The organism is Roseibium polysiphoniae (assembly GCF_014842925.1).
Lineage (GTDB): Bacteria > Pseudomonadota > Alphaproteobacteria > Rhizobiales > Stappiaceae > Roseibium > Roseibium polysiphoniae.
Genome location: NZ_JACYXJ010000001.1, coordinates 492,508 through 505,203 on the forward strand (window position 1 = coordinate 492,508; position 12,696 = coordinate 505,203).

The 12,696-nt window shown below is 57.8% G+C and carries 11 protein-coding genes and 1 tRNA gene; 5 read left to right on the forward strand and 7 right to left on the reverse strand.

The window, feature by feature from the left end:
• Positions 1 to 19 precede the first annotated feature (19 nt).
• Positions 20 to 1,027 (reverse strand): HTH-type transcriptional regulator GntR, encoded by a 1,008-nt coding sequence (gene gntR / locus IG617_RS02335; protein ID WP_254170405.1) that lies wholly within the window; start codon positions 1,025 to 1,027, stop codon positions 20 to 22.
• A 194-nt stretch (positions 1,028 to 1,221) separates the two neighbouring features.
• On the opposite strand from gntR, the gene IG617_RS02340 reads away from it, so the two are divergent.
• The 5 genes from IG617_RS02340 (at position 1,222) to IG617_RS02365 (ending at position 6,417) form a co-directional block, all read left to right on the forward strand.
• On the forward strand, positions 1,222 to 1,728 hold the full coding sequence (locus IG617_RS02340) for a gluconokinase (protein WP_276529803.1): 507 nt from the start codon (positions 1,222 to 1,224) through the stop codon (positions 1,726 to 1,728).
• Positions 1,729 to 1,766: 38 nt separating this feature from the next.
• Positions 1,767 to 2,789, forward strand: a complete 1,023-nt coding sequence (locus IG617_RS02345) for a TRAP transporter substrate-binding protein (protein WP_192106938.1) — start codon at positions 1,767 to 1,769, stop codon at positions 2,787 to 2,789.
• Between the two features lie 65 nt (positions 2,790 to 2,854).
• Positions 2,855 to 3,409 carry a TRAP transporter small permease subunit gene (locus IG617_RS02350; RefSeq protein WP_209008212.1) on the forward strand — a complete coding sequence of 185 codons (555 nt, stop codon included), beginning with the start codon at positions 2,855 to 2,857 and terminating at the stop codon, positions 3,407 to 3,409.
• 53 nt (positions 3,410 to 3,462) lie between these two features.
• Complete coding sequence (locus IG617_RS02355) at positions 3,463 to 4,725, forward strand: TRAP transporter large permease (protein WP_192107390.1); 1,263 nt, start codon at positions 3,463 to 3,465, stop codon at positions 4,723 to 4,725.
• An 840-nt stretch (positions 4,726 to 5,565) separates the two neighbouring features.
• Positions 5,566 to 6,417 (forward strand): hypothetical protein, encoded by an 852-nt coding sequence (locus IG617_RS02365; RefSeq protein ID WP_192106940.1) that lies wholly within the window; start codon positions 5,566 to 5,568, stop codon positions 6,415 to 6,417.
• Positions 6,418 to 6,455: 38 nt separating this feature from the next.
• On the opposite strand, the gene IG617_RS02370 is transcribed toward IG617_RS02365, so the two are convergent.
• From IG617_RS02370 to IG617_RS02395, 6 genes are all read right to left on the reverse strand, one after another.
• Positions 6,456 to 7,163, reverse strand: coding sequence for a hypothetical protein (locus IG617_RS02370; RefSeq protein WP_192106941.1), 708 nt, complete (start codon positions 7,161 to 7,163; stop codon positions 6,456 to 6,458).
• A 514-nt stretch (positions 7,164 to 7,677) separates the two neighbouring features.
• Positions 7,678 to 7,754, reverse strand: a tRNA-Pro gene (locus IG617_RS02375).
• Positions 7,755 to 7,798: 44 nt separating this feature from the next.
• Entirely contained in the window at positions 7,799 to 9,067 is a 1,269-nt protein-coding gene (locus IG617_RS02380; RefSeq protein ID WP_192107393.1) for an O-antigen ligase family protein, read from the reverse strand.
• Positions 9,068 to 9,069: 2 nt separating this feature from the next.
• Positions 9,070 to 10,578: an undecaprenyl-phosphate glucose phosphotransferase gene (locus IG617_RS02385; RefSeq protein WP_192107395.1), complete on the reverse strand. Its 1,509-nt coding sequence runs from the start codon at positions 10,576 to 10,578 to the stop codon at positions 9,070 to 9,072.
• Between the two features lie 125 nt (positions 10,579 to 10,703).
• Positions 10,704 to 11,933, reverse strand: coding sequence for a glycosyltransferase family 4 protein (locus IG617_RS02390; protein WP_192106942.1), 1,230 nt, complete (start codon positions 11,931 to 11,933; stop codon positions 10,704 to 10,706).
• A gap of 107 nt (positions 11,934 to 12,040) precedes the next feature.
• The gene (locus tag IG617_RS02395) at positions 12,041 to 12,568 is read right to left on the reverse strand and encodes a polysaccharide biosynthesis/export family protein (protein WP_420826134.1); all 528 of its coding nucleotides are present in this window, start codon (positions 12,566 to 12,568) and stop codon (positions 12,041 to 12,043) included.
• Between the last annotated feature and the right edge of the window lie 128 nt (positions 12,569 to 12,696).

Here is a 12,696-nt window from a genome sequence, read left to right on the forward strand (position 1 = left end):
CGCGCCGCCGAGTTACCGCCTATTTGGCGGAGCGGTTCGTGCTTTCACGCGCACTCATTTCGAAGCCGACGTCAATGACGCTCGGGTCGGGCTCGGGGCCAGCCAGGGCCGCGTCCATCATGCTCATGGCTTGCTGTCCAATCTGAAGGCGGTGGGTGCGTACGCTGGAAATCGCAGGATTGGCCACGGCCATCATCTCCAGGTCGTTGAAACCGCAGATGCCAATTTCGTTCGGGGTGTTCAATCCCCGCCGCTGGCATTCGAACAGTGCGCCGAGCGCCAGGTCATCATTGTTGCAGAGGATCGCGTCGGTATCAGGTGCCTTGGACAAAAGATCTGCGGTGAGTTCGCAGCCGAGCGTCACGGTTGAGGGCCGGGGGGTGGTCACGATCCGTGCCGGATCGTAGAGCTTTGCAGCGGTGGTGACTTCTTCGAAACCTTGCAGGCGCCGCTGGCTGCGCGGATCGAGCCGTGCCGCAATGTAACCGGGTTTCTTGTAACCCTTTTCGAGGAGGTGGCGCGTTGCGACCCGCGACGCTTCGATATGGGAAAAGCCGATCATCATGTCATAGGGCGCCGGGCCGCATTCCATGATCTGGACAATCCGGCAGTCGGCATTCATCAGCAGTTTCGAGGTCGCCTCCGATTGCTCAAGGCCCGACAGGATCAGGCCCGCCGGTTTCTGGCTCAGGAAGGTTCGTACGAGCCGTTCTTCTTCCAGCGGCGAGTAGCGCGAATTTCCGAGTTGGATCTGCCATTTAGATCCCTCCGATGTCTCAAAGATGCCGCGCATGACGTCTGAAAAGACGTTGTTGGTGACCGAGGGAACGACGACACCGATGACATTGGTCTTGCCGACCGCGAGCGCCCGCGCGGCGGGGTCGGGGATATAGCCGAGACGGTCGACGACGGACATGATCTTGTCCAGCGTCTTCTTCGACACCTTGTCCGGATGGCGAAGTGCGCGCGACACTGTTATAGCGCTAACACCGGCTTCCTTGGCGACATCTGATAAATTTGCTTTCAAATTACCTCGTAAAATCAGTAATTTATCATTCATTCATTACGGGTTTTGAACTTAGATGAAAACTAATCATTTGACAAATGTTAGCGCTGTCATTTTGTATGTGCCGTGAAGAAACAAGGGCAACGATAAAAATGGATCATGGGGAGACAGGGGGGAATGCCTCAAGACCCGTCGCTGCAAGTCCTGTCTTTGTGATGGGGGTCTGCGGTGTGGGGAAGAGCCTGTTGGCCCGCCGGCTGGCCGACGCACTCGGCGTGGCGATGGTGGAGGCCGATGATTTCCACAGCGATGAGAATAGGCGCAAAATGGCTCGGGACCTGCCATTGACCGACGCGGATCGGTTGCCCTGGCTTGATGCGGTTTCCGCCGCTGCAAAGCGGCAGGTCCAGTCGACGGGTGGCGCCGTTGTGGCGTGCTCCTGTCTTCGGCGCGCCTACCGCGATCGTATCCGTGGCGCGCTTGGGAATAGCGTTTTTCTGCACCTGGCCGGTCCCCGGGCGCTGATTGCCGAACGGCTTGCAGCACGCACAAGCCATTTCGTTGGAGCCGGGCTGCTGGATAGTCAGCTGGATATTCTGGAGCCGCTTGAAGACGATGAAAGCGGCATTGCCCTCGAGATAAATGTGCCGATCGACGATGTGGTCGTGACGGCACTTGATGAATTGCGGCGCATGGGTGCGCCCGCACAAAGCATTGTCTGACAATTTCGGACGATGCAGCACAACCTGGGAGGAAAAAAATGTTGACGAAATTTTCCAAAATCGCTTTGGCGACCGTCGCCATCGGGGCCTTTGCCTCTTCGGCGCTGGCCGCGGACTTCGAGTTCCGTTTTCAGTCATCCGATCCCGCCGGAAATCCGAATTTTCAGCTGCAGCAAGGCTGGGCTGAAAGCATAAGCGACAAGACGGGCGGGCGTATCGCCATCGAACTGTTGCCTGTGGAATCCATTGTTGCGCACAACGAAACACAGGATGCGATCGTGGCCGGCATTCTCGACGGTCACATCACAGACACGTCGTATTTCTCCGGCAAGGACCCGGCCTTTGGTCTCGTTGCCAATCCGGTTGGCGCCTGGTCGTCTCCCGACGAAATGTTTGCCTTCATGGACAACGGCGGCGGCAAGGAACTCATGAATGAGCTTCTTGAGCCCTATGGATTGCACTTCATCGGTGCGACCACACCCGGCCTTGAGGCCTTCGTCTCCAAGGTCCAGCTCAACGGTGTTGATGACCTTAAGGGCCTGAAGATGCGCGCACCTGAAGGGCTCGTGCAGCAGGTCTTTGCGGCAGCTGGCGCCGCTCCGGTCAACCTGCCGGGCTCCGAGGTCTTCACGGCGCTGGACAAGGGCGTGATCGATGCGGCGGATTACACCGTGTTCTCGACCAACCATGCCCAGGGCATGCACGGCGTTGCGCCTTTCCCCGTGTATCCCGGCTTCCACTCCATGCCATTGGTCGAGATCTCCATGAGCAAGGCCAAGTGGGATGCCCTTCCGGCTGACCTACAGGCAGCCCTGACCGAAAGTGTTGCCGAGTTTTCCCGCAGCCAGGTTGCAGCGCTGGCCGAACGCGACATGAAGGCGATCGAGGAAGCCAAGGCAGGCGGTGAAGTGACCGTGATTGACTGGGCACCCGAGGAACGTGCCAAGTTCCGCACCATCGCCAAGGGCGAATGGGAGAAGGTTGCGGGCCGCTCCAAAAACGCGCAGCGCGTTTATGACGTCCTGACCGGCTACCTCAAAGAAAACGGCCTGATGCAGTGATCTGAGTGGTTAAATGAGAACGGGCGCCCCTGGCGCCCGTTTTTATTGGAAGGAGGGAAGCTCAGGTGTCCGACTTGGAAGACGCTCACGCAATCGAAAAAGAAGACCCGGGTGCCATTGCCGAGGCCGGGATGCTTGGCCGGTGGATCGACCGGGGTGGCATCGTGTTCGCCATCGGCATCGTCCTGTCGATGGTCATTCTCATCAATGAAGTGCTGCTTCGCTACCTGTTCAATGCGCCGACCATCTGGGCGCATGAAACCACGATCTTTCTCTGCGGAACGGCCTTCATCTACGGCGGGCTCTATTGTACTGCGCGCGACAAGCACATCCGGGTCGTTCTGATCTATGACGTTCTGCCCAGGCGTCTGCGCAGGCTTCTCGACATCGTGATTTCGCTGGTTTGCGCCGGTGCGAGCGCGATTTTTTCATGGGCGGCGTGGACCATGGTTCTCCGAGCCGCATTTCGGCCTGATGGCAGCTTCCGTCTGGAGCGGTCCGGCAGTGCCTGGGACCCGGTCTATCCAGGTGCGATCAAGATTTTTCTCCTGGCCGTTCTGGCGGTCATGGCCGTCCAGTTTCTGCTCCTGGCCTTTAACTACGCGCGGGGGCGCCGGTGACTGACATTTTCGGATCTTTTCAATCGCTCGGGATCGAGAGCGGTACCCTTTTGATGTTCGTGATGCTCCTGGGGCTGCTGGTCTCCGGCATTCCGCTGGCGTTCGTGACGCTGCTCGTTGCCCTGGTGTTCGCCCTTGGCTGGTTCGGGCCGATGGTCGTTCCCCTGATCACGAGCCGGGTCTACACCTTCGTATCGTCATTCGTCTTTGTTTCCGTGCCCATGTTTGTCCTGATGGCGGCCATTTTGGACCGATCGGGCATTGCGCGCGATCTCTTCGATGCGATGAAACTGCTGGGCGGGCGCCTGCGGGGCGGCGTCGCCATTCAGACCATCGTGGTGGCTGTCATTCTGGCGGCGATGAGCGGCATCATCGGCGGGGAGGTTGTTCTGCTCGGCCTGGTCGCGCTGCCGCAGATGCTCCGGCTTGGCTATGACAAGAAGCTCGCGATCGGCGTGGTCTGCGCAGGCGGTGCACTCGGCACGATGGTGCCACCGTCCATCGTGCTCATCATCTATGGTCTGACCGCGAACGTCTCCGTCGGCGATCTCTTCACCGCCGCCTTTATCCCCGGCCTCATGCTGGCGAGCTTTTATGTGGCCTATGTGCTGATCCGGGCCTACCTGAACCCGGCCATTGCCCCCATTCCCGACGAAGAGCCTGTTTCCATAGGTGAAAAGCTTCGGCTCCTGAAAGGCTTGTTCCTGCCTCTGCTGGTCGTGGCCGGTGTCCTAGGCTCGATCTATGGCGGCGTGGCAAGCATCACCGAAGCCTCGGCTGTCGGCGTCGCCGGCGTGCTTGTATCCACCATCTTGCGCGGCGAATTCTCGCTCGGCCTGCTGAAAGGGGCGGCGCTGCAGACCCTTCAGACCGTCGGCATGATCGTCTGGATCGGGATCGGAGCCAGTGCCCTGGTTGGCGTGTTCAACCTGATGGGCGGCATCAAGTTCGTTTCGGCGCTGATCACCGGCATCTCGGACGATCCGACCATCATATTGCTGTTCATGATGCTGATCCTGTTCGTCCTCGGCATGTTCCTGGACTGGGTTGGCATTGCCCTTCTGACCATGCCAATCTTCGTGCCGATCATCACGCAGCTTGGCTACGACCCCGTCTGGTTCGGCGTGCTCTTTTGCATGAACATGCAGGTGTCTTTCCTGTCGCCGCCATTTGGGCCCGCGGCCTTCTATCTGAAGAGCGTCGCGCCTCCGGACATATCGCTGGGAACCATCTTCCGGTCGCTCCTGCCATTCATCGCCATGCAGATGCTGGCACTGGCCATTCTGATTGCAGCGCCCTGGATCACCGGCAGGTAACCTGGCGGACGCAAAGACGACCGGCCATCGCTCAGACCGAGCGGTGGCCTTTTTCTTTTGTTCAGCCGGCATTTGGGGCAGATGATTACGACGGCTCGCTTGTCATTGACCAGGTCGACAAGGGCGCTTTCCGGTTCAGGACGACCCTCTGGCTCACCATGACGGGGATGGGTTTAACGAACCTTCAAAAAGCCGGTTTACCCATCTTCGCACCCTCTCCATGTGACCTTGAAACCTGGGACACGCACCTGTCCGGGCGTCTGGATCTTCAACCCGAATTCTTTGGATTGGCGAATGGGATTGCCAACCGGGTAAAGCGATCCCGGTCAGCCGGTAACGGAGTCGCCCCCCTGGCAGCGGCTTATGCATGGAGAACTCTCAAGGCTGCCTATCTTGTAAGACGGTAGTGGTTTGGGATGTCGGTTGCGAATTGAACTCATGACCAGCTTGGGGCCAGAAGCGGACTGACGGCTTGCGGGCAATGATGAGGGAAAGCTGCCATTTGACTTGATCGTGCTGATTGTCTCTTTTGATCGAGATAAGGATGCTGACATTGGATCGGGTCGTTGTTGGGAGGCAATATGTTTGGCTTAGATGATTGCACGCAACCTCAACGTGTTCCAAAGAATTTTCGAGGGAACTGATCAAGGTGGACATTACAAAATGATGATGGGAGAGGATTACGTTGCTCTTCCGGCCACGGGTGCGGATGAACCGCGTACAAATGTTGTGACTATAGCAGAGGGTGCAGCAATTGTTGAGCAAGGCGTTGAACACTGCGCTTTTTGACGGTGCAAGCTTGCGCAAAAGAGTGAGCAGTCAATATAGCGAGCGTCCCTAGTGAAACATTTTTATGAGGCCGTACAGGGGCAGATTCTGTACCACTACACTTCTGTCGAGGCAGCAGAAGCTATTCTTCAAAGCAATGTGCTGCGCTTATCAGAATTTTCGATGATGAATGATAAGTCCGAGTATCTATATGCAAAGTCAAAATTCATAGAAGCATATCAAAATCGCGAAGTCTGGATCGAAGAAGTGCCCCGGTTCTTGGTGAATATCAAATTGATTACCCACGAACCAGCGACTGTTATGATGATCGGTTGCTTCACCGAAGACCCGGACGATGCTGGACTATGGGACAGATATGCGGATGGGGGCAAAGGCTGTGTACTGGGGCTCGATGCCTATTGGCTCGCTGAGCGCGCCGGTATTGCAATTAGACGTGTTTCTTATGATCCCGACTATCTGCGAGATTTTGTGAATGCCGGCCTTGCGATGCTGCAAAGCCGGTATGAAGAAAATCCGGAGGACCGCGATGAACTGGCGGAACTCGCGACTTGGTTTGTACTTGATCTATACGCATTCAAGGACCCACGGTTTCGCTCGGAAATGGAGATACGCATATCTCGGCTGACGATCACTGATAGCAAAGCGGAGTACGGGCTATTCGATTCGGGTGGAAACCGCAGCGACGGGGATGAAACACCTGCGTTGGCTGTTCAACAAAGAGAGGGTCATTATGGCCCCGTACGCTTCGTAGAATTACCGCTGTGGGAAGAAAGTTATCGTACCGCCGTCAAATCGGTTGGGTTTGGGCCGAATGTTGATCCGGGCATGGAGGCACGCGTGAAAGCTTCGGCGTCCGCGCTCGGTGACATAACTAACTGGCGCTCCGATCTCCCCTTGCGTTGACGATCAATCTCCAAGATTGCAGAGCAATTTTTCAAAACTTATTCTCCACCAGAAGGTGGCTCCATGTTTGGATCATCTCTGGGGAAATCATCCGCATCAAAGTACGGATCTTCTGTCCATCCTTCTTCTTCCGCAATCATTTGCCGCATTATAACCGAAGTCCAATGGGCCAGACACGAATGTGCCCGGTCAAATTCCGTAAACAAAAGTCCCTGATCGTATCCGACCCGATCATAGGTTTTGAGTTTTCCGAAGGCTTGATGTTTGGAAGTCCCAAAACGAAAGAGGTCACCAGCCGGATCGATCGCGTGCAGGTTTTCAACCAATCGATCTGCAAATTTCAAACGTTTGTCATCTGCTATGGCATAACCGTTCTCGATCAGGAAACTTCTGCCACGGGACCATAGTGAACCCAAATCGTGGGTGAATGTGAGATTGTTTTCTGCAGCACCCGTCTTCCAAGCAATCATTTGAAGCAAAGATTTGAGCTGTAGTTCCATAGTTTGCCGGATGAGATGGCAAATGGGTGCAGTCCAATTTCCCAAGTGCGGATTGCTCAATTGTTCAGCGATCAAAGCATCAGTAGCCAACTTGTAATCGTCCGAGGCTAATCCATAATCCCAGTCTGCATTATGATTTTCAACGTAACTGATGCTTGGTTTTTGCGCTTCGTGTTCTTTGCTCGGTCCGGACCAAATTTCATAGTGAAATCGCGCGTCCTGTGAAACTGGGGGTTTTCTCGCCATCTTTTCTAGCGCCTTGGGTTGTCACATGCGCAACAGTGACCGCAGTGATGATAAAACCGGCTTGATATTAACTTAAGCGGTTTCCTCGCGTCCTCGAAAAATTGCGCAACATGTTTGACAATTGGGAAACCAACGGTCGGCAATAGGCCGATTATTTGGACGAGCAGCTTTCAAAAATCGGCCGTTGGCGCAGCCGCAGCGAAAGATCGCTCTGTCCGCATCCCGGTCGTTTGTTCGACTCGCAACGAATGTCCGGTGGTGGAAGTTGAACCCAAGCAGCTGAATGACCGAATTGAGGGCGCTTAGCGGAAGCTGATAGGAGCGACATCAAATGGCTGCTCTGGTCCGAAAGCAACAAATTGCCCAAACTTAAAACTGGATGCCAAGTGAAGTTGCGCGTTTTGCCAAACGAAGTTGCGCGCTGCACTATCGCGAAAAAGCCATGGGCAGGCCGATCAAAGGTTGACCGGAGTTCGATCAACCTATCGATGAAAATGCCAAAATGTTCGGAAAATGGTCGGGCAGGCCGGATTTGAACCGACGACCCCTTCACCCCCAGTGAAGTGCGCTACCAGGCTGCGCTACTGCCCGAACGGGACCTACCTAACCGGTTCGCTGCCTCAGCGCAAGGCGCTTCATGCGCCTTGGTCCACAGTTCTTGTGCGAGAGAAGTGCAGGCCGCGCGGCCGCTCGAGCCTGTCGGCCGCAATCAGGCCCCAGGCGAGGCCGTACAGCATGTACATGTGCCGCCAGTGGTCCGTATCGATGATGATCGACAGGATCACATGGGCCACCAGAATGGCAAAGAGGCAATGGACGAAGGGGGTCCAGTCGCGGACCTTGAACAGCAGCGGCGTCAGGCGGGCGAGCGTCCAGCCGACCAGCAGCAGATAGACCGTGCCGCCGAGCCAGCCATAGGTGGTGAACCCCTTCAGATAGACATTGTGCTCATCCTCGGGGAAATACTTGTTGAACTCCAGCGCTCCCAGGCCGAGCGGATGTTCCATCACCAGCTGGAAGCCAAGGGCATAGCGGGCAAAGCGGCCAAGACGCGCGCCGTCATAGTCCTGCACAAGGCGCGCGCGCTGCTCGAACATTTCCGCGACGCTGTCAATGGACAGGGCAACGCCGAGGAGCGCAATGAGCGCGACGATGCCGAGGGCGCCGAGCGCCAGAAGGCGCAGCCGGCGGACCGCCTTTTGCTCGGTGATGAGCGCCAGAAGGTAGACGATCATCGAGGCTGCCGCGAGCACGACCCAGGCGCCGCGCGAAAAGCTGAGAAAGATCGCCAGCACCAGGATCGCGAGCGCCGGCAGATAGGCGAGAGACAGGCGCAAGGGCTGCGTCAACAGCCGCTGGATCAGGATGACGGTGGGCAGGGCCAGGAACGGGCCGAAGACATTGGGGTCCTGAAAGGTGCCGCGCGCCCGATCATAGAGCGTGAAGAAATCGGCGCCGGGAAACAAGTGAAAATAGCCGGCGATGCCGAACAGTGACACGAGCACGGCACTGGCCAGATAGCCCTTTTCGATCAGCTGATAACGCTCTGGCCGTTCTGCCAGAATGGCGGCATAAAAGATCGCCGTGATGGCGAGAAAGCCTGAAACGGCAATATAGATGATGGCATCGTCCATCTCCCGCGCCAGCGGGATCGCGGCAATGCCGCCGGTGATGTAGAGCATCATGCAGACGATCAGCGGACCGAACTCGCGCCGCAGCTTCAGGTCGAAGGCAAGCCAGACGACGGTCAGGCCGACCATATAGAGCTCGTAAGGGGCAGGTTCGCGGATCACGAACCCGGACAGAAAGGCGGCCAGCCACAGGGCTCCGTCACCGATGCTGCTTGCGCGCACCGGAAGCCGTGGCCGGACGGTGCCAATCGTCCGGGGATCTGCGGTCCCCATGCTCAATAGGCGTTCTCTGTGTTGAACAGGCTGAAGGGGGTCATGAAGAGGATCTTCAGGTCAAACAGGATCGACCAATTCTCGATGTAGTAGACATCGCATTCGACCCGCTTCTGGATTTTTTCCGGCCGGTCGACCTCGCCGCGCCAGCCGTTGATCTGGGCCCATCCGGTCACGCCGGGCTTCACCTTGTGGCGGGCAAAATAACCGTCGACCACTTCGTCCCAGGTGTGATTGTCCGTATGGGCGTTGACCGCATGAGGGCGGGGACCGACGAGGGACAGGTCACCACGCAGAACGTTGAACAGCTGAGGCAATTCATCGATGGAACTCTTGCGGATGAAGCGTCCGACCCGGGTGACCCGGCTGTCGTTCCGGGTGACAACCGACTTGGCGTCAGGATCGGCCATTTCCGTGTACATGGAGCGGAACTTCAAAACATCGATGATCTCGTTGTTGAAGCCGTAGCGCTTCTGGCGGAAGAACACAGGCCCCTTGCTGTCCAGCTTGATGGCAATCGCAGCCGCGATCATGACCGGAAACAGGGCGATGAGGGCCAGGCTCGCAAACACGACGTCGAACACGCGCTTGGCGACCATGTCCCAGTCGGTGATCGGCTTTTCCACCACGTCAACGAAGGGAACCGTGCCGATGAAGGACGCGCCGCGGTTTCTGAAGCGGATCTTGTCCGTATGGGCCGACAGGCGAATGTCGACGGGCAGCACCCAAAGCCGGCGCAGCAGCTGCAAGACTCGCTGTTCGGCCCGCAGCGGAATACAGACGATCAGCATGTCGATCCGGGCAAGGCGCGAGAACTCGACCAGGGCCGAAATGTTGCCAAGCTTCGGATAACCGGCCACGACCGGCGGGGAGCGGTCGTTGGCACGGTCATCGAAGATACCGCAAATGCGGATATCATTGTCGGACTGGGATTCCAGTTCATGGATCAGGTCGGCTGCTGCCGTGCCGCCGCCGACGATGATGGCGCGGCGCTCCAGGCGGCCGCTTTCCATCCAGTGGCGGACGATGCGATAGACCACGAGACGGGCGCTCACGAGCCCGGTCATTCCGAGGACGAACCACGCGCCGATCCAGTTCTGGGACAGGCCGGACCCGAGACCCGTGGTCATCTGAATGAGGAAGATCATGGCAAAGACGAGCGTCCAGCCAGCGCCGATCCGGCCGATCTGGGACAGGCCCCGTCGCATGACGGACACCTGATAGGCGTCGGAGGCCTGAAAGAAGGCGAGGGAGAACAGCATGGCAATCGCCACGGCAATGCCATGGACCAGGCCTAGCTGCGTCGCACCCGCCTCGGTCATGGCTGCGATGACGCCGGTGGCGGCGATAAGCACCATGTCCACCAGGCGAACGGTTCCCGTCAGGACTGGCACCGATACGCCGTCATCATGCAGGGATTCTGCAATTTCCTGTGCCTCGTTCGACAGGCCGCCGCTGGCCGGCGAGTGGACCGAAGGCCCGGACGGCGCCGAATTGGTCTCATGGCTCATTGGCGCGGTCGGCTCTGCGCCGGTCCGGCGCAGGCCGCTTGTCAACCTGCTCCTCAGATCAGGGGCTGACCGAAAGGTGGAGTTTGGCTCTGAAGAACTGTCTGCTTCTGGCGCCAGGTTTTTCATTATCTGTTGCTCGATCTGGCATAAACGGATTGGGCCGATGACGTCGATGAAACGCTTGCGGCGGGGGCTGAAATGGGTTTGTCAGTTGGCAATTGTCCGCGGACCTGCTGGTAGAGCGTCGTAATGCGATCGCTCATCAGGTCGATGGAGAATGTCTCGGCAAGGCAGCTGCGCTGCTCAACTGCAGCAGCCTGCATCGCCTCCGGGTTGGCCATCGCCCGTTCCATGGCGGTGGTCAGCTTGTCGATGTGACCCGGTTCGATCAGACGCGAGGCATAGCGGCCGAAAATCTCCGGAATGCCGCCGACACGGGTGGCGATCAGCGGCCGCTGTGCGGCAACCGTTTCCAGAATGATGTAAGGCATCGCCTCAGCCCGCGACGGCACCACCACGCATTTTGCCATGCGGAAGGCCTGACGCGCCGGCAGTGCACCATGGAAGGTGACAGTGTCGCTCAGGCCAAGCGTCTCGACCATCTTGCGATATCGGGTCTCGTCCGGACCCTCGCCGACAATATGTGCCGTCGGCGCTTTGCCGGTCTTGAGCTTGATGTTGTGGAGCGCGTCAATGAAGAGATCGGTGCCCTTCAGATCGCGCAGCATGCCGATGTAAAGAAAGTCCGCAGCGTCCTCATTCTCGGAGACCGGAGAAAATTCGCTCGGCTGAAGACCGTTGTAGACGACCCGGGCCGGGGCCTGCGGGTGACCAACCTTGGTTTCAAACGCGGCATATTCATAGTCGGATACGAAGATCAACCCGTCCGTCAAACGCGACAGGAGGCGCTCGATGGTGTGATAGACGCGTCCTTCCAGCCGGTTTGGATCGTAGTGGAGGCTGCCGCCATGCGGGCAGTAGATCCGGGTGACTTCCTGGCCCTGAAAGCGCAGCAACGTTCCGATGGTCCGCACATACGCGCCGCCCTTGGCGCCATGGCCATGAAGAACGTCGGGCTTGAGGCTGCGAATATGTCTGTAAAGGTCACGTGTCGCACGCAGGTCTTGAAGCGTGAGTTGACGCTGCATCGGAAACTTTGCGACGCCGAGCGAAAGCTGCGGGCGCAGGTCTTCGACGATGGCATTGTCGTAGTCACTGCCGGACGTGCTGTCACAGATCAGGCCGACTTCATGACCTGCCGCTGCCTGGCTGGTCGCGAGGTCCTTGATGTGCCTGAATATGCCGCCGATCGGCGAGCGTACGCAGTGAATGATCCGGAGCGGATCCTTGGTCATGGTGCAGGCTCCCTGTTGCAGCCTCCAGGTTTCTTTTTGAACCCGTGAAGCTGAATGCCTGCACTGTAGAGAAGGGAGATGAGTCCCCGGTTAACCCAGGGACAGGATCAGAAATAGCGCTCGCGGACGTAAATCGTGTCTCCCGGCCGCAAGGGGTCCGAAATAGGCACACGGCCGTTTAGGATTTCACCATTGATCTGACGGGTGATGTCAACATCCTGCTGTTGTGCCCGGGTCGAGAAACCACCTGCGGTCGCTATGGCATTCTGCACGGTCATGCCTGCCACATAGGTGTACTGGCCCGCGTTTTGCACTTCGCCCATGACGAAGACGGGGCGGTAGGTGTCGACTTCGACCGAGACGTCCGGATCACGCAGGTAACCCTGACGCAACTTGCGCCCAAGCTCGGCTGACAGCTCCTGCTGTGTCTTGCCGCGCGCGGCCACGCTGCCCACCAGCGGGAAGGAAATATAGCCTGCCTGGTCAATGACATAGGTATTGGAGAGGTCGTCCTGACCGAACACGATGATCCGCAGCCTGTCGCTGGAATCCAGGCGATAGGGTTGTGTCAGCGTTTCATGGAACGCGGTTGGCGGGCGCTTGTAGCCACTGCAAGCCACCATGCTGGCGCACATGGCCAGAACAAGAAACAGTCTGATGGGCATTCACGACTCTCCTAAAGGTCATTCGCACCATCGCAAGTCATGGTTAATGCTCGGTGAAGAGATTTCGGACGGCCATGAAACACTGTCAAAATTGCCGA

Coding starts and splice junctions, on each gene's coding strand:
- IG617_RS02340 (WP_276529803.1), top strand. CDS start 1,222: ATGGGGGTCTGCGGTGTGGGGAAGAGCCTGTTGGCCCGCCGGCTGGCC.
- IG617_RS02345 (WP_192106938.1), top strand. CDS start 1,767: ATGTTGACGAAATTTTCCAAAATCGCTTTGGCGACCGTCGCCATCGGG.
- IG617_RS02355 (WP_192107390.1), top strand. CDS start 3,463: ATGTTCGTGATGCTCCTGGGGCTGCTGGTCTCCGGCATTCCGCTGGCG.
- IG617_RS02370 (WP_192106941.1), bottom strand. CDS start 7,163: ATGGCGAGAAAACCCCCAGTTTCACAGGACGCGCGATTTCACTATGAA.
- IG617_RS02380 (WP_192107393.1), bottom strand. CDS start 9,067: ATGGGGACCGCAGATCCCCGGACGATTGGCACCGTCCGGCCACGGCTT.
- IG617_RS02385 (WP_192107395.1), bottom strand. CDS start 10,578: ATGAGCCATGAGACCAATTCGGCGCCGTCCGGGCCTTCGGTCCACTCG.
- IG617_RS02390 (WP_192106942.1), bottom strand. CDS start 11,933: ATGACCAAGGATCCGCTCCGGATCATTCACTGCGTACGCTCGCCGATC.
- IG617_RS02395 (WP_420826134.1), bottom strand. CDS start 12,568: ATGTGCGCCAGCATGGTGGCTTGCAGTGGCTACAAGCGCCCGCCAACC.